Origin of the sequence: Streptomyces sp. 8N616 (genome assembly GCF_052246385.1) — a bacterium.
GTDB lineage: Bacteria > Actinomycetota > Actinomycetes > Streptomycetales > Streptomycetaceae > Streptomyces.
The window spans coordinates 156,226-171,346 of record NZ_JBQQBY010000020.1 but is presented as its reverse complement, the minus strand read 5'-3'; the positions used below and the strand labels follow the sequence as shown (position 1 = coordinate 171,346).

15 protein-coding genes and 1 pseudogene are annotated in these 15,121 nt (G+C 71.0%); 8 read left to right on the top strand and 8 right to left on the bottom strand.

Annotated elements, in window-relative coordinates:
- Window positions 1-126 precede the first annotated feature (126 nt).
- Window positions 127-1,014, bottom strand: a complete 888-nt coding sequence (locus ACTWQC_RS20190; RefSeq protein WP_443317125.1) for a LuxR C-terminal-related transcriptional regulator — start codon at window positions 1,012-1,014, stop codon at window positions 127-129.
- Window positions 1,015-1,105: 91 nt separating this feature from the next.
- Here ACTWQC_RS20190 and ACTWQC_RS20185 point away from each other — a divergent pair, with 91 nt between their 5' ends.
- Together ACTWQC_RS20185 and ACTWQC_RS20180 are read left to right on the top strand one after the other, a co-directional pair.
- A complete protein-coding gene (locus ACTWQC_RS20185; protein ID WP_443317124.1) occupies window positions 1,106-2,803 on the top strand; it encodes an AMP-binding protein in 1,698 nt (565 codons plus the stop codon).
- Window positions 2,800-4,485, top strand: a complete 1,686-nt coding sequence (locus tag ACTWQC_RS20180; RefSeq protein ID WP_443317123.1) for an AMP-binding protein — start codon at window positions 2,800-2,802, stop codon at window positions 4,483-4,485. The genes ACTWQC_RS20185 and ACTWQC_RS20180 overlap by 4 nt, the downstream gene beginning before the upstream one ends.
- Before the next feature lie 69 nt (window positions 4,486-4,554).
- On the opposite strand, the gene ACTWQC_RS20175 is transcribed toward ACTWQC_RS20180, so the two are convergent.
- From ACTWQC_RS20175 to ACTWQC_RS20145, 7 genes and pseudogenes are all read right to left on the bottom strand, one after another.
- On the bottom strand, window positions 4,555-4,809 hold the full coding sequence (locus ACTWQC_RS20175) for a hypothetical protein (RefSeq protein ID WP_443317122.1): 255 nt from the start codon (window positions 4,807-4,809) through the stop codon (window positions 4,555-4,557).
- A gap of 37 nt (window positions 4,810-4,846) precedes the next feature.
- Complete coding sequence (locus ACTWQC_RS20170) at window positions 4,847-5,647, bottom strand: hypothetical protein (RefSeq protein WP_443317121.1); 801 nt, start codon at window positions 5,645-5,647, stop codon at window positions 4,847-4,849.
- 202 nt (window positions 5,648-5,849) lie between these two features.
- The gene (gene gcl / locus ACTWQC_RS20165; protein WP_443317137.1) at window positions 5,850-7,625 is read right to left on the bottom strand and encodes a glyoxylate carboligase; all 1,776 of its coding nucleotides are present in this window, start codon (window positions 7,623-7,625) and stop codon (window positions 5,850-5,852) included.
- A gap of 309 nt (window positions 7,626-7,934) precedes the next feature.
- Window positions 7,935-8,099 (bottom strand): catalase-related domain-containing protein, encoded by a 165-nt coding sequence (locus ACTWQC_RS20160; RefSeq protein ID WP_443317120.1) that lies wholly within the window; start codon window positions 8,097-8,099, stop codon window positions 7,935-7,937.
- A gap of 74 nt (window positions 8,100-8,173) precedes the next feature.
- Window positions 8,174-8,470, bottom strand: a pseudogene (locus tag ACTWQC_RS20155) (catalase); the annotation flags it as partial.
- 115 nt (window positions 8,471-8,585) lie between these two features.
- A complete protein-coding gene (locus tag ACTWQC_RS20150; protein ID WP_443317119.1) occupies window positions 8,586-9,488 on the bottom strand; it encodes a 2-hydroxy-3-oxopropionate reductase in 903 nt (300 codons plus the stop codon).
- A 141-nt stretch (window positions 9,489-9,629) separates the two neighbouring features.
- Entirely contained in the window at window positions 9,630-10,457 is an 828-nt protein-coding gene (locus ACTWQC_RS20145) for a TIM barrel protein (RefSeq protein WP_443317118.1), read from the bottom strand.
- Window positions 10,458-10,582: 125 nt separating this feature from the next.
- Here ACTWQC_RS20145 and ACTWQC_RS20140 point away from each other — a divergent pair, with 125 nt between their 5' ends.
- The 6 genes from ACTWQC_RS20140 (at window position 10,583) to ACTWQC_RS20115 (ending at window position 14,771) form a co-directional block, all read left to right on the top strand.
- Window positions 10,583-10,834, top strand: a complete 252-nt coding sequence (locus ACTWQC_RS20140; RefSeq protein WP_443317117.1) for a hypothetical protein — start codon at window positions 10,583-10,585, stop codon at window positions 10,832-10,834.
- Complete coding sequence (locus ACTWQC_RS20135) at window positions 10,831-11,208, top strand: helix-turn-helix domain-containing protein (RefSeq protein ID WP_443317116.1); 378 nt, start codon at window positions 10,831-10,833, stop codon at window positions 11,206-11,208. The genes ACTWQC_RS20140 and ACTWQC_RS20135 overlap by 4 nt, the downstream gene beginning before the upstream one ends.
- A 179-nt stretch (window positions 11,209-11,387) precedes the next feature.
- Window positions 11,388-11,894 carry a 2-oxo-4-hydroxy-4-carboxy-5-ureidoimidazoline decarboxylase gene (uraD, locus tag ACTWQC_RS20130; protein WP_443317115.1) on the top strand — a complete coding sequence of 169 codons (507 nt, stop codon included), beginning with the start codon at window positions 11,388-11,390 and terminating at the stop codon, window positions 11,892-11,894.
- Window positions 11,891-12,280, top strand: a complete 390-nt coding sequence (gene uraH, locus ACTWQC_RS20125) for a hydroxyisourate hydrolase (protein ID WP_443317114.1) — start codon at window positions 11,891-11,893, stop codon at window positions 12,278-12,280. The genes uraD and uraH overlap by 4 nt, the downstream gene beginning before the upstream one ends.
- 7 nt (window positions 12,281-12,287) lie before the next feature.
- Entirely contained in the window at window positions 12,288-13,235 is a 948-nt protein-coding gene (gene pucL, locus ACTWQC_RS20120) for a factor-independent urate hydroxylase (RefSeq protein ID WP_443317113.1), read from the top strand.
- Between the two features lie 159 nt (window positions 13,236-13,394).
- The gene (locus ACTWQC_RS20115; RefSeq protein WP_443317112.1) at window positions 13,395-14,771 is read left to right on the top strand and encodes an 8-oxoguanine deaminase; all 1,377 of its coding nucleotides are present in this window, start codon (window positions 13,395-13,397) and stop codon (window positions 14,769-14,771) included.
- The last annotated feature ends 350 nt before the right edge of the window (window positions 14,772-15,121 follow it).

The window sequence follows — 15,121 nt, the reverse complement described above, 5'->3', positions numbered from 1 at the left end:
CTCCAACGGCACCCCTCGGGCCCGGTGACACCACCCCCCAGGTCATCCCTTCGACAGGGGGGAACAGTCATGCCGGGCCCGGAGGCCAGCGGCCCTCTTGCAGGACCGCGAAGAAGATAACGGGGGCTACGGCATCAGGCCGATCCGCCGTGCCGTGACCACCGCCTCCAGGCGGGTGTGGGCGCCGAGTTTGCGCATGGCCGAGCGGAGATAGCCCTTCACGGTCTCGGGGCGCAGCCCCAAGCGCGCCGCAGCCCCCGCGTTGGTCGCCCCCGCCGCGATGCAGGACAGCACGTCCAGCTCGCGCGGCGCGAGCCGGACGCCGAACGCCCGGCCTCCGCGCGCCCGGTCGTCGTCCGCGCGTGCGCCGGGCCGGGCATCCGTCCCCGCCGCGGCGGCGAGCCGCCGGCAGACCGCGTGGATCTCCTCGCGCAGCGCCGGGTCCGTCACGCGCGGTGCCAGCGCCCGCAGGGCGCTGTGCGCTTCGCGGACCTCCTCCCACGCGGCGGGCCCCAGCGGGCGGCCCGGATCCCCCGCCGCGGGCGGGCGTGTGGCCAGCAGCCGCTGCGCCTCGTCCCGTACGGCCAGCGCCTGTTCCAGCTCGCGCGCCGCCTCGACCGCGGCGCTCAGCGTGCGGTCGCCGAGGCTGAGCGACTCGGGCAGCGCGCCGTACAGCACCCCGCGCACCCGGCGGCGTACGACGACGGGCACTGCCAGCACCGCGCCGAGACCCTCCGTCGCCACCGCCGCGTCGTACTCGTGGCTGATCGCGCGCGATGCGCGGTAGTCGGCCACCGCCACCGGCCTGGTGAGGGCCAGGGACTTGCCGCCGATGCCGTTGCCCGTCGCCACTACGAGCCCGCGCAGCGCGGAGGTCCGCGTGCCGCTCAGCTCACCGATGCGCAACTGCCTGTTGTCCTCGAGGAGTCCGCCGAATGCGATCGGCAGGCCGCTGGTGCGGCGCAGGTTCAGCAGCGCCGCTCGTATCTCGACCGCTTCGCCCGTCTGCGCCACCGCCAACCCCCTTCACCCCCGTCCGGGGGTAGTGAGACCCAGGTCACTGATTACACGATGCTAGTCAGCGGTCCGGCAATGAGGAGGACACATGGCGGCAACCGGTGCGACAGAGGAGTTCCGGGAAGCCCGGGATTTCCTGCTGCGCCACAGAGAGGACTATGACGCGGCATATGTCGGATTCCGCTGGCCGCGGCCCGAGCATTTCAACTGGGCGCTCGACTGGTTCGACCGGATCGCCGAGGGAAACGACCGCCCGGCCCTGCACATCGTCGAGGAGGACGGCACCGAGGCCCGGTTCACGTTCGCCGGGATGCGCGCCCGCTCCGACCGGGTCGCGAACTGGCTGCGCGAGCAGGGCGTACGGGCCGGGGACCGGATCGTCGTCATGCTCGGCAACCAGGTCGAGCTGTGGGAGACCGCGCTGGCCGCGATGAAACTGAGGGCCGTCGTCATCCCCGCGACCCCGCTGCTCGGGCCGCTCGACCTCACCGACCGGATCGAGCGCGGCAAGGCCCGGCACGTGGTCGTACGGGCCGAGGACACCGGCAAGTTCGACGAGGTGCCCGGGGGCTACACCCGGATCTCCGTGGGCGGCGCGGCGCCGGGCTGGCTGCCGTACGAGGAGGCGTACGGCGCCTCCGGGACCTTCGAGCCGGACGGGCCCACCCGCGCCTCCGACCCGCTGATGCTCTACTTCACCTCCGGCACCACAGCCCGGCCCAAACTGGTCGAACACACCCATATCTCCTATCCGGTGGGCCATCTGGCGACGATGTACTGGATCGGGCTGCGCCCCGGGGACGTGCACCTCAACATCTCCTCGCCGGGCTGGGCCAAGCACGCCTGGAGCAACCTCTTCGCCCCCTGGAACGCCGAGGCGACCGTCTTCATCCACAACTACACGCGCTTCGACGCCTCCCGGCTCATGGCGGAGATGGACCGCTGCGGGGTGACGAGCTTCTGCGCACCGCCTACCGTCTGGCGGATGCTCATCCAGGCCGACCTCACCCAGCTCCGCACGCCCCCGCGCGAGGCCGTCGCCGCGGGCGAGCCGCTCAACCCGGAGGTCATCGAGCGCGTTCGGGAGACCTGGGGCGTCACCATCCGGGACGGCTTCGGCCAGACCGAGACGGCCGTGCAGGTCGCCAACACCCCCGGCCGGCCCCTGAAGACCGGCTCCATGGGGCGGCCGACGCCCGGCTTCGCGGTCGCGCTGCTCGACCCGGTCACCGGCGAGCCCGGCGACGAGGGCGAGATCTGCCTCGACCTCGACCCGGACGCCGGCGGGGGAGCGCCGGTCGGCCTGATGACGGGGTATCACGGCGACCCGGAGCGCACGGCCGAGGCCATGGCGGGCGGCTACTACCGCACCGGCGACATCGGCTCGCGCGACGCCGACGGCTATATCACCTATGTCGGGCGCTCCGACGACGTCTTCAAGGCGTCCGATTACAAGATCTCGCCGTTCGAGCTGGAGAGCGCGCTGCTGGAGCACGAGGCGGTCGCCGAAGCCGCCGTCGTGCCGGCCCCGGACCCCGTACGGCTGGCCGTGCCCAAGGCGTACATCGTGCTCGCCTCGGGGTGGGAGCCGGGCCCGGAGACCGCGAAGGCCCTGTTCGCGCACTCCAGGGAGACCCTGGCGCCTTACAAGCGCGTCCGCCGTATCGAGTTCGCCGACCTGCCCAAGACCGTGTCGGGGAAGATCCGCAGGGTCGAACTGCGCGAGCGCACCGCCCGTACTCCTGAGGGAAGCGCCGCCGAATACCGCGAAGGGGACTACACATGACCGAGCTCTCCTACACCAGCGGCACCGGCACCGCCCCGCTGCTCGGCGACACCATCGGGGCCAACCTGGACCGGGCGATCGCGGCGTACCCCGACCGCGAGGCGCTCGTCGACATCCCGACGGGGCGGCGCTGGACGTACGCCGAGTTCGGCCGCGCCGTGGACGACGTGGCGCTCGGGCTGCTCGCCAAGGGCGTCCGGAAGGGCGTCAGGGTCGGGATCTGGGCGGTCAACTGCGCCGAGTGGGTCCTCGTCCAGTACGCGACGGCGCGGATCGGCGCCATCATGGTCAACATCAACCCGGCCTACCGCGTGCACGAGCTGGAGTACGTGCTGAAGCAGGCCGGCATCGAGGTGCTGATCTCGTCCGTGGCCCACAAGACCAGTGACTACCGGCGGATGGTCGAGCAGGTCCGCGCCCAGTGCCCTGCGCTGCGCGACGTCGTCTACATCGGCGACCCGACCTGGCACGGGCTCATCGCGGCGGGCGCGAAGGTCCCGCGCGAGCGGCTCGCGGCCCGGGCGGCGGAGCTGAGCTGCGACGACCCGGTCAACATCCAGTACACCTCGGGCACGACCGGCTTCCCCAAGGGCGCCACCCTCTCCCACCACAACATCCTCAACAACGGCTACTGGGTGGGGGAGATGATCGGCTACACCGAGCGGGACCGGGTGTGCCTGCCGGTGCCCTTCTACCACTGCTTCGGCATGGTCATGGGTAACCTCGGCGCCACCAGCCACGGCGCGTGCATCGTCATCCCGGCCCCGAGCTTCGACCCGGAGGCGACGCTGAGCGCCGTCGAGCGCGAGCAGTGCACCTCGCTCTACGGCGTGCCGACGATGTTCATCGCCGAGCTCAATCTGCCGGACTTCGCCACGTACGACCTGTCCTCGCTGCGCACCGGGATCATGGCCGGATCGCCGTGCCCGGTGGAGGTGATGAAGCGGGTCGTGGCCGAGATGCACATGGCCGAGGTGTCCATCTGCTACGGCATGACCGAGACCTCGCCTGTCTCGACGCAGACCCGGCGCGACGACGACCTGGAGCGGCGCACGGGGACGGTCGGGCGGGTGCTGCCGCACATCGAGGTGAAGGTCATCGACCCGGCGACCGGGCTGACGGTGGAGCGCGGCGAGCCGGGCGAGCTGTGCACCCGCGGCTACAGCGTCATGCTCGGCTACTGGGAGGAGCCGGAGCGGACGGCGGAGGCGGTCGACGCGGGCCGCTGGATGCACACGGGCGACCTCGCGGTCATGCGGGACGACGGTTATGTGCAGATCGTCGGCCGGATCAAGGACATGATCATCCGGGGCGGGGAGAACGTCTACCCGCGCGAGATCGAGGAGTTCCTGCACCGCCACCCGAAGATCGCCGACGTGCAGGTGGTGGGCGTGCCGGACGAGCAGTACGGCGAGGAGATCCTGGCCTGCGTGATCCTCCGCGACCCGGGCCAGTCGCTCAGCCGTGATGAACTCGCCCGCTACTGCCGGGGGCGGCTCGCGCACTACAAGGTGCCGCGCTATCTGCAGGTCATGGACTCCTTCCCGATGACGGTCAGCGGGAAGGTGCGGAAGGTGGAGCTGCGGGAGCGGTTCGCGGAGGGCATGCGGATGCCCTCCGCGCAGGAGGACGGGCACCCGTCCGGCCCGCCGTCCGACCGGCTCGCGCCGACGTCGCCGTGACGCGGCTGCGCCGCGTGAGGGCTCTGCTCCAGACGCCGGGTCCATGGGGGCCAGCGGCGGAGCGCCTGCCTATTCGGTCGCGTCGCGGTGGATGCCCAGGGCCTCCTGGGCCTCGGGGGAGAGGCCGAAGACGACGTCGGGTCCGCCCTCCGGGAGGACTCCGAGGGACACCAGCTCCTTGTCGGCCAGCGACCTGAGCCGCTGCCTGACGTCCTCGCCGAGCTGCTCGGCGAGGTCGTCCTCGGTCGGGTTGTCACCGGCTGCCAGCCGCTCGCCGAGGTAGGAGAGGAGCGACCGCTCCTCGCTGGTGAGGTCGATTTCCATGGTTCGACGGTAGTCCGGCAGCCCTGCGGCCGCCGCTTCAGGCCCCCATGCGGATGAGGTCGTCCGCCGCGTCGTTCACCGGCTGCGGCGTGCCCGTCAGGTCCATGACGAAGAGCGGTACGCGTAGGTCGTCGGCGCGGGAGCGGGCTTCGCGGGCGTATCCGGCGAGCGAGAAGAACACGCTCTCCGCGGACGCGGCCAGCCCGTTGAGCCACAGGCACTCGACGTCGCGGAGCGTGGAGGGCCGGGTGGTGGGGTCCACCTGGGCGACGACGCCCCGGCCGCGCAGGTCCACCCCCGAGATCGCCCGGTCGTCGGCGCACGCGACGTCCTGGAAGCCCAGCCACTTCAGGTACTGCGCGGCCGCGATGACCGCGTCCCGGCTCGTACGGATCGTCACCGGCCGGAACGCCGGGCGCAGCACGGCCGAGGAGGGCGCCTGCGTACGGGCGCCCGAGCCGGCGGACGAGGAGCCGGACCCCGCCCCCGCCCCGGCCCCGGCCCCGGAGCCGGAACCGGACCCGGAGCCGAAGCCGCCGGAGCCCTGCGTGGTCGGGCTCGTCACCTGCGCCTTCGGCGGCTGCGCCACCGGGAGGCGCAGGAGCGCGCCGCACGGGCAGCCGAGCTCCGGCTGCGGCCACTGGTCCTCCCGTTCACAGGACGGGCAGCGGACCGTGACCCAGGTCTCCTCCCAGGTGTGGTGGCGCAGCGGCTCCGGCTTCGCTCCCTGCTGGACGGGCACGGTGAGCGGAGCCCCGCAGGCGCAGGGAAAAGTGAGGGGGGAGAAGGAGTGCTCGCGGCGGCACGCCGGGCACCGTACCGGCACGCTCTCTGCCATGTTCGGCTCCAGCACGGTTCCGTAGAAGGGGTGTTGATCCCATCGTCCACGAAGCGCGCCCCCTTGTGGAGGGAGCTGCGCCATTCGTTCGCACTCATGACCCGCACCCGTAACACCGTGCCCGGGTCCGAGCTCGCAGGAGGGACGTGGCGCCCGGGACCGTCCGGGCACCGCGCCCCTCCCTCGACCGCCGCCCCCGGCCTCAGCGCAGGGGCGCGACCGAGGTCGGCGCGTGGCCCGGCTCGGTGGCCAGTTCCTCGAACTCGACGACGTTGCTGATGTCGGCGGTGGTGCTCATCGAGATGTTGGTGATCCGCTCCAGGATCGCCTCGACGACGACCGGCACGCGGTGCTCGGCGGCGAGCTTCTTGGCCTGCTCGAAGGCGGCGCCCAGCTCGTTCGGGTCGGTGACCCGGATCGCCTTGCAGCCCAGGCCCTCCGCGACCTTGACGTGGTCCACGCCGTAGACGCCCAGCTCGGGCGAGTTGATGTTCTCGAACTCCAGATTGACCTGGAAGTTGATGTCCAGACCGATCTGCGCCTGGCGGATCAGGCCGAGGTAGGAGTTGTTCACCAGGACGTGGACGTAGGGGATGCGGTGCTGGGCGCCGACGGCCAGCTCTTCGATCATGAACTGGAAGTCGTAGTCGCCGGAGAGCGCGACGACCTGGGCGTCCGGGTCGGCGGTGGCGACGCCCAGCGCGGCCGGGACGGTCCAGCCGAGCGGGCCCGCCTGGCCGCAGTTGATCCAGTGGCGCGGCCGGTAGACGTGCAGCATCTGCGCGCCGGCGATCTGGGAGAGGCCGATGGTGGTGACGTAGCGGGTCTCCGGGCCGAAGGCTTTGTTCATCTCCTCGTAGACGCGCTGCGGCTTCATGGGGATGTCGTCGAAGTGCGTACGCCGCAGCAGCGTGGACCTGCGCTCGTGGGTGGAGGCGATCCACTCGGAGCGGTCGGGCAGTCCGCCGGCCGCCTTCAGATCCCTGGCCACCTCGACGAAGAGCTCCAGGGCCGCCCTGGCGTCCGAGGTGATGCCGTAGTCGGGGGCGAAGATCCTGCCGATCTGGGTGGGCTCGATGTCCACGTGGACGAACTTCCGGCCCCGGGTGTAGACGTCCAGCTTGTAGCCGGTGTGGCGGTTGGCCCAGCGGTTGCCGATACCGAGGACGAAGTCCGACTCCAGGAAGGTCGCGTTGCCGTAGCGGTGCGAGGTCTGCAGTCCGACCATGCCGGCATTCAGCTCGTGGTCGTCCGGGATCGCGCCCCAGCCCATCATGGTGGGGATGACCGGGGTGCCGGTCAGCTGGGCGAACTCGACGAGCAGGTCGGAGGCGTCGGCGTTGATGATGCCGCCCCCTGCGACGATCAGCGGGCGCTCCGACTCCAGGAGGAAGGAGATCGCCTTCTCGATCTGGGCGCGGGTGGCCGCGGGCTTGTAGACCGGCAGCGGCTCGTACGTCTCGGGGTCGAACTCGATCTCCGTCAGCTGGACGTCGATCGGCAGGTCGATCAGGACCGGGCCCGGACGGCCGGAGCGCATCAGGTGGAACGCCTGCTGGAAGACGCCCGGGACCTGCGCGGCCTCGAGGACCGTGGTGGCCTTCTTGGTGACCGGAGCCGCGATCGAGGCGATGTCGACGGCCTGGAAGTCCTCCTTGTGGATCACGGAGGTCGGGGCCTGGCCGGTGATACACAGAATCGGGATCGAGTCGCCGGTCGCCGAGTAGAGACCGGTGATCATGTCCGTGCCGGCCGGGCCCGATGTGCCGATGCACACGCCGATGTTGCCGGGGTTGGCCCGCGTGTAGCCCTCGGCCATGTGGGACGCGCCCTCGACGTGACGGGCGAGCGTGTGATGGACCCCACCGGAGGCCTTGAGCGCCGCGTAGAACGGGTTGATCGCCGCGCCCGGAACGCCGAACGCGGTGTCCACGCCTTCGCGCTTGAGGATTTCAACTGCCGTGCGTGCGGCCGTCATTCGAGGCATCGAGTTCTCCTGATTCGACCGGGTGCGGTGCCCGGACCGTACGGGGGCGGGGTTCCGCGCAGAGGGGTGGTGGTGCCGGGCGCCGCGGCGGCCGCGGTCAACTCACCCCTCCCTGTCGGGGGAGTTCTGCCACCGCACTGGCACGCTGCCGCCGCGGCGGGCCCGGATCCGAAGCGGCCGGCCGTCAGGTCGCAGCCGCTGCCGGCCCGTACCGGCCGGCCACCCCTCATCGGGCCGGCCGGTACGGGAGCGCAAGTGCTGACCTTCCGTCAGCCCTCGCGCGGCTTTGTTGCGCGTCGTTCAGTCGTCGCGCAGCTCGTGGACCGCGGCCTCGACGCGCTTGCCGTAGCCCGGGCCGGCGGCGCGGAAGTGAGCGAGGTTCTTCTCGATCACGTCGTCGCGGCTGACCCGCGAGAGTCCGGCGGCCAGGTTGGCCACCAGACGCTGCTTCTCCTCCTCCGACATCAGCCGGTAGAGCTCAGCGGCCTGGAAGAAGTCGTCGTCCTTGGTGTGGCCGGGGCCTCGTGGTGCCGATCCAGCCGGAGATCGCGAGCGGCGCGGAGAGCGCCTCGTTCGTCTGCACCGTTGCCCGCAGTGCTCAGGAAGTCGGCGCGGGTGAAGCCGGTGACGTCGTCGGTCACCTCGAAGTAGCCGTACGCGCCGGAGCCGCGGGCGTGCACCACGCGCCCCGGGATGCGCTCCCGGTTGAACCGGGCGAGGTTCTCCAGAAGGTGCTGGTCCTGGAGGAGGAGCGGGCCACCGACGCCTGCGGTGGCGGAATTCTGGTTGCCGGCGACCGGTGCGCCGGACTCGGTCGTCAGCGCGCGCTTCGACATGGTGACCTTCCGTGCAGCTGTTGCGTGAATGTGGGGCTCCGGGCGGCGGCGCCTTGGGCGCGACAGGACAGTTGTCAGCGCCGCCGCCCGGAAACTCGGAGACCCGGCCCCCGGGTCAGGCCTCGACCTGCTGCCCGGAGAGGCGCTCGACGGCGCGCAGCAGGGCGGAGTGGTCGAGGCCGCCGTCGCCCTGGGCGCGCAGGGAGGCGACGAGCTGGGCGACGACGGCCCCGACGGGCAGTGCCGCGCCGACGGTGCGGGCCGCGTCGGTCACGATGCCCATGTCCTTGTGGTGCAGGTCGATGCGGAAGCCCGGCTTGAAGTCGCGCTTGAGGAAGTTGTCCTTCTTGCGGGTCAGGACCGTCGAACCGGCCAGGCCGCCGTTCAGGACGTCCAGCGCGGCGGTGAGGTCCACGCCGGACTTCTCCAGGAAGACCACGGCCTCGGCGCAGGCCTGGATGTTGACGGCGACGATCAGCTGGTTGGCGGCCTTGACCGTCTGGCCGGAGCCGTGCCGGCCGCACAGGACGACGGTCCTGCCCAGCGCCTCGAAGACCGGCCTGGCCTCCTCGAAGTCGGCCTGCTCGCCGCCGACCATGATGGACAGCACGGCCTCGATGGCCCCGGCCTCGCCGCCCGAGACCGGGGCGTCCAGGACGCGAATGCCCTTCCCGGCCGCGGACTTGGCGAGATCGATGGAGGTCTGCGGGGTGATCGAGGACATGTCGATCAGCAGCGCGCCGGACTTCGCGTTCTCGAGGATGCCGTCCTCGCCGTAGGCGATGGCCTCGACCTGAGGGGAGGCCGGGACCATGGTGATCACGACATCGGCCTCCCCGACCGCCTCGGCGATGGAGGCGGCGGCGGTGCCGCCGCTCGCCGTGAGCGGGTCGAGCTTCTCCTGTTCGAGGGTGTAACCGGTGACGGAGTAGCCGGCCTTGATGAGGTTCTCGGCCATGGGGGAGCCCATGATGCCGAGGCCTATCCAGGCGACCTTGGGGAGTGCGGTGGTGCTCATGACGTCCTCTCACTGAGGTGGTACTTGCGTGGCGCCTTCGGGGCCGCCGGCTCTCCTCCGGCGGCTGCGCCGCCGGAGGGAGCAGCCGCTTGCGGCGGCCGCGGCGGCCAGATCGTGCGTGTTCGCGTGCGCGCAGCGCTCTTACGCGGCGCGGTGCTCGGCGGGGAGCCAGTCGAAGGCGCCCGCGGCGGGGGACTTGTACTCGAGGCCGATCCAGCCCTCGTAACCCGCCTTGTCCAGGCGGTCGAACAGGCCGGTGAAGTCGAGGTCGCCGGAGCCGGGGGCGCCGCGGCCCGGGTTGTCCGCGATCTGTACGTGCCCGGTCCTGGCGGTGTGGCGGTCGATGACCCCGTACAGGTCCTCGCCGTTCATCGCCAGGTGGTAAAGGTCCATCAGGAACCTGGCGTTGCCGAGCCCGGTGGCGGCGTTCACCCGGTCCACGACTTCGATCGCGGACTCCGCGCTCACCAGCGGGTACTGCGGCGACTCCGGCTGGTTGAGCGCCTCGATCAGCAGGATCGCGCCCACCCGGTCGGCCGCGCGGGCGGCCAGGACCAGATTCTCCAGCGCGAGCGCGTCCTGGACCTGCGGGTCCACGTCCGCAACGCGGTTGCCGTAGAGCGCGTTCAGTGCCTCGCAGCCCACGGACTGCGCGAAGTCCGCGGCGACGTCGATGTTCGCCCGGAAGCGGTCCGACTCCTCACCGGGGACCGACAGCGCGCCGCGGTCGGGGCCCGGGAGCTCCCCGGCGTAGAAGTTCAGGCCCACCAGCTGCGTGCCGGCGTCGTTCAGAGCGTCCCGCAGGGCGTCGAGCTCGGACTGTTCGGGGGTGGGGGAGTCGACCCAGGGCCACCACAGCTCGACCGCGGTGAAGCCGGCCGCGGCGGCGGCCGCCGGGCGCTCCAGGAGCGGGAGCTCGGTGAGGAGGATCGAGAGATTCACATCGAAGCGCTGGTCCGTGGGTCCCATGAGGGGCTGCCACTCCTTCCGTATTGCGGAAGTTTATTTCTGCTTGATGGAAAGCGTGCCTGTGGTCCGGGAGGGCTGTCAAGTGGGGCTGCCGGATCTGTCGCAGGGGGCGCTAGGTTGAGGGCGTGAGACTGAGGGTGGAATTCACGACCGAGCCGTTCGATCTCGACGAGCCGCCACAGCACGCGGTCGTCGCCCGCGAGGTCGTTCAGGCCGCCGAGCTGGACGCCGTCGACGTCGGCCCGTTCGGCAATACCGCGGAGGGCCCGGCCGGGGCGGTACTGACCGCCGTGGACGAGCTGCTGCGCAAGTCCCTGGAGGCCGGTGCGACCCGGGTGTCGCTCCAGGTCAATGTGATCGGGGAGGGTGAGGGATGACCGGGCCCGCCGACCACCCGTTCATCGCGGCCGTGAAGCCGCTGGTCGACGCCATGGGCGGTGACATGATCGCCCCGGAGCTCGCCCGGGGCGACGATGTCGTCCTGGCCTGGGAGGGGCGGGACCTGGTGGCCGTACGGCTGCCCCATCTGTCCGACTCGCTGGACCACATCCTCGCCGAGCTGGAGCGGCGGCACGGCGTGCCGCTCTCCGAACTGGAGCGCAAGGAGAAGCAGTCGGTCGTCCGGATATTGGAGGCACGTGGTGCCTTCTCCGTACGGCATGGCGTGGAGACGGTGGCCTCCGCCCTGGGGGTCAGCCGCTTCACCGTCTACAACTACCTGAACAGGGAAAACGCGGCGAAGGGGCAGTAAGTCCCGCCGCGACGGCGAGCTACCGTTACGACGCAGTCCGGCCGTGCCGAACCAGCCGCAACCCGTCGACGGAACACCCCGCCGAGGTTGCCGGACTTTCAACAAAGTGTTGACGTGGTGTCCTGCGAGGGCTTTAGCTAGGCGCAGCCCGTCAGCATCAGCCACGGAAGGCTTTTCCCGTGACGTCGAGCCCCACACCGGGCCTGGTCCGGTTCAACACCTCCGACGACGGCGCGGCCCGCGCCGCATTGCACGAGGTGTGCGCCAGTTCGGCGTGGGGGAGCAAGCTGCTCGCCCAGCGCCCGTACGCCACGACCGACGCCCTGCTCGCCGCGGGCGACGCCGCCATGGCCGAGCTCACGGCGGACGACCTGGCCGAGGCCATGGCCGGGCACCCGCCGATCGGGCGGCCGAAGCCGGGCGACCCCACATCGCGGCGCGAGCAGAGCGGAGTGCAGGAGTCCCTGCGCGAGGAACTGCTCGAGCTCAACCTGGCCTACCAGGAGAGGTTCGGTCACGTCTTCCTGATCTGTGCGACCGGCCGGACCGGAGACCAGATGCTGGCCGCACTCAAGGAGCGGCTCCGCAACGACCAGGACACCGAGCGCGAGATCGTCCGCACCGAGCTGGGGAAGATCAACCGCATCCGGCTGACCCGCCTCGTGGAAGAAGGAGCAGCCGCATGAGCACGCAAGCCGCCGCCTCGGTGTCCACGCACGTCCTGGACACCAGCATCGGCCGCCCCGCGGAAGGGGTCGCCGTCGAGCTGTCCGTACGCAGCGGCGGCCGGGCTGCGTGGACCGCGCACGGCGCCTCCAGGACCGACGCGGACGGGCGCTGCAAGGACCTCCCGGCCCTGCCGGAGGGCACCACCCACGTACGGCTCCTTTTCGAGACCGAGCCGTACTTCGCGCACCAGCAAGCCGAGGAACAGCAGGACGCCCCCCGCGTAAGGGACAGCGGAGCCTTCTTCCCGGAGGTGGCGATCACCTTCGCCGTCAAGCCGGGCGAGCACTACCACGTGCCGCTGCTGCTCAACCCGTTCGGCTACTCCGTTTACCGAGGGAGCTAGCACCGACATGTCACCTTCTCTCCCGCCCACCCGCCCGGTGGTTCTCGGCCAGAACCAGTACGGGAAAGCAGAGAACCGCGTCGTCAGGATCACGCGGGACGGCGACACCCACCACATCAAGGACCTCAACGTCTCCGTCGCCCTCTCCGGCGACATGGACGAGGTGCACTACAGCGGCAGCAACGCCAGCGTCCTGCCGACCGACACGACCAAGAACACCGTCTACGCCTTCGCCAAGCAGTACGGGATCGAGTCGGCCGAGCAGTTCGGCATCCACCTGGCCCGCCACTTCGTGACCAGCCAGGAGCCGATCCACCGGGCGCGCATCCGCATCGAGGAGTACGCCTGGGAGCGGATCGAGACCTCCGACGCCGACGCTCAGTTCATCGGAGCCGACGAGATCAAGCACTCCTTCGTCCGCAAGGGCCAGGAGATCCGCACTGCCCAGATCACCTTCGACGGCGAGAGCTGGGAGGTCGTCACCGGCCTGAAGGACCTCACCGTCATGAACTCCACCAACTCGGAGTTCTGGGGCTATGTGAAGGACAAGTACACGACCCTCAAGGAGGCGTACGACCGCATCCTCGCCACCCAGGTGCACGCCCGCTGGCGCTACAACTGGACCAGTGACGAGGAGCGGATGCCGGACTGGGAGAAGTCGTACGCGCAGGCGCGCAAGCACCTGTTGCAGGCCTTCGCCGAGACCTACAGCCTGTCGCTGCAGCAGACGCTGTACCAGATGGGCTCGCGGATGATCAACAGCCGCTCGGAGATCGACGAGGTCCGCCTCTCGCTGCCGAACAAGCACCACTTCCTGGTGGACCTGGAACCGTTCGGGCTGAAGAACGACAACGAGGTCTACTTCGCCGCCGACCGCCTGTACGGGCTCATCGAGGCCACCGTGCTGCGGGACGGCGTCGAGCCGCGGATCCCGGTCGACCTCACCAACCTCTGACCCGTCACCACCCACCCTCCGACGCGCGGCGCCGGCGTCATCGGCCCCAGGGGCCTGAGGGAGAGCGGGGGCATCTGCGCAACCGAGCAGCACCGCGGACCCGGTCGTCACCCCGCTCGACCCCGGGCCCGCGCCACCGAAGGAAAAAGAGGAACCGTGATGGCAGCCCAGCGCATCGTGATCGAGAACTGCGCGATCGCCACCGTGGACGCGGATGACACCGAGTACGCCTCGGGCCATGTCGTCGTAGCGGACAACCGCATCGAGTCGGTGGGTCCGGGCAAGGCCCCCGAGGGGCTCGAAGACGTCCTACGGCGTGTCGACGGCACCGGGCACCTGGTGACCCCCGGCCTGGTCAACACCCACCACCACTTCTACCAGTGGATCACCCGGGGCCTCGCCCAGGACTCCAGCCTCTTCAACTGGCTGGTCGCCCTCTACCCGGTCTGGGCGCGTATCGACGAGCCCATGGTCCACGCGGCCGCCCGGGGCTCGCTCGCGATGATGGTCCGCGGCGGCGTGACGACGGCGTTCGACCACCACTACGTCTTCCCGCAGGGTGCGGGCGACCTGCTCGGCGCGGAGATCCGCGCTGCCCGCGAGATGGGCGTCCGCTTCACCGCTGCCCGCGGTTCCATGGACCGCGGCCAGTCGGACGGCGGCCTGCCGCCGGACTTCGCCGTCGAGGCCACCGAGGCCGCGCTGATCGCCACCGAGGAGGCGATCGACACGTACCACGACGCCTCGTCCGGCTCGATGCTGCAGATCGCCGCCGCGCCCTGCTCGCCCTTCTCGGTCTCCACGGACCTGCTGCGCGAGGCCGCCGTGCTGGCCCGGCGCAAGCGCGTACGGCTGCACACCCACGGCTCGGAGACCGTGGAGGAGGAGAAGTTCTGCGACGAGCTCTTCGGCATGGGCCCGACCGACTACTTCGAGTCGACCGGCTGGCTCGGCGAGGACGTGTGGATGGCGCACTGCGTCCACATGAACGACTCCGACATCGCCGCCTTCGCCCGTACGAAGACCGGCGTCGCGCACTGCCCGTCCTCCAACGCGCGGCTCGCCGCGGGCATCGCGCGCGTGCCGGACATGCTGGCCGCCGGGATCCCGGTCGGCCTCGGCGTCGACGGCACGGCGTCCAACGAGTCGGGCGAACTGCACACCGAGCTGCGCAACGCGCTGCTCATCAACCGCCTCGGGGACAGGCGCGAGCACGCACTGAACGCCCGTCAGGCGCTGCGCCTGGGCACATACGGCGGCGCGCAAGTGCTGGGCCGGGCGGGCGAGATCGGCTCGCTCGAGGCGGGCAAGCTGGCCGACCTGGTGCTGTGGAAGCTGGACGGCATCGGGCACTCCTCCATCGCCGACCCGGTCGCGGCCCTCGTCTTCGGCGCGGCCGCCCCGGTCACGCTCTCGCTGATCAACGGCAGGCCGGTCGTCGAGGCGGGCCGCCTGACGACCGCCGACGAGGACGCCATCGCCCGCAGCGCGCGGGAGCAGGCGCGGCGGCTGGCGCGGATCGCCGACGGCGGCTGACGGCCGGTAGGCGACTGGCGCGAGCAGGTAACTGGCGTGAGTAGGCACCCGGCGCAAGGAGGCAAACGGCGCAAGGAGGCAAACGGCGCGAGGAGGCAACGGGCGCGAGCAGGCAATCTGACGCAAGCAGGCAACCGGCGTGAGTAGGCGACTGCCGTAAGAGCTCCGGCCGGGAGGGACGGCTCCCGGCCGGCGGCTGCGGACCCGAGCGGGGTCCGCGGCAGCTGCCGGGCCCCGGGGGCGCGACCCAAGGTCCATGCCCCCGGGGCCGGTTCAGCACACTGATCCCGATCGCCGCCCCTGGCACCGCGGCGGTGGCGCGCTGAGCGGGCCGGCGCGGTCGGCTCGGC

What these genes read in the sequence shown, in the direction of transcription:
- ACTWQC_RS20185 (WP_443317124.1), top strand. Translation starts at nt 1,106, where the DNA reads ATGGCGGCAACCGGTGCGACAGAGGAGTTCCGGGAAGCCCGGGATTTC.
- ACTWQC_RS20180 (WP_443317123.1), top strand. Translation starts at nt 2,800, where the DNA reads ATGACCGAGCTCTCCTACACCAGCGGCACCGGCACCGCCCCGCTGCTC.
- ACTWQC_RS20175 (WP_443317122.1), bottom strand. Translation starts at nt 4,809, where the DNA reads ATGGAAATCGACCTCACCAGCGAGGAGCGGTCGCTCCTCTCCTACCTC.
- ACTWQC_RS20170 (WP_443317121.1), bottom strand. Translation starts at nt 5,647, where the DNA reads ATGGCAGAGAGCGTGCCGGTACGGTGCCCGGCGTGCCGCCGCGAGCAC.
- gcl (WP_443317137.1), bottom strand. Translation starts at nt 7,625, where the DNA reads ATGACGGCCGCACGCACGGCAGTTGAAATCCTCAAGCGCGAAGGCGTG.
- ACTWQC_RS20160 (WP_443317120.1), bottom strand. Translation starts at nt 8,099, where the DNA reads ATGTCGGAGGAGGAGAAGCAGCGTCTGGTGGCCAACCTGGCCGCCGGA.
- ACTWQC_RS20150 (WP_443317119.1), bottom strand. Translation starts at nt 9,488, where the DNA reads ATGAGCACCACCGCACTCCCCAAGGTCGCCTGGATAGGCCTCGGCATC.
- ACTWQC_RS20145 (WP_443317118.1), bottom strand. Translation starts at nt 10,457, where the DNA reads ATGGGACCCACGGACCAGCGCTTCGATGTGAATCTCTCGATCCTCCTC.
- ACTWQC_RS20135 (WP_443317116.1), top strand. Translation starts at nt 10,831, where the DNA reads ATGACCGGGCCCGCCGACCACCCGTTCATCGCGGCCGTGAAGCCGCTG.
- uraH (WP_443317114.1), top strand. Translation starts at nt 11,891, where the DNA reads ATGAGCACGCAAGCCGCCGCCTCGGTGTCCACGCACGTCCTGGACACC.
- pucL (WP_443317113.1), top strand. Translation starts at nt 12,288, where the DNA reads ATGTCACCTTCTCTCCCGCCCACCCGCCCGGTGGTTCTCGGCCAGAAC.
- ACTWQC_RS20115 (WP_443317112.1), top strand. Translation starts at nt 13,395, where the DNA reads ATGGCAGCCCAGCGCATCGTGATCGAGAACTGCGCGATCGCCACCGTG.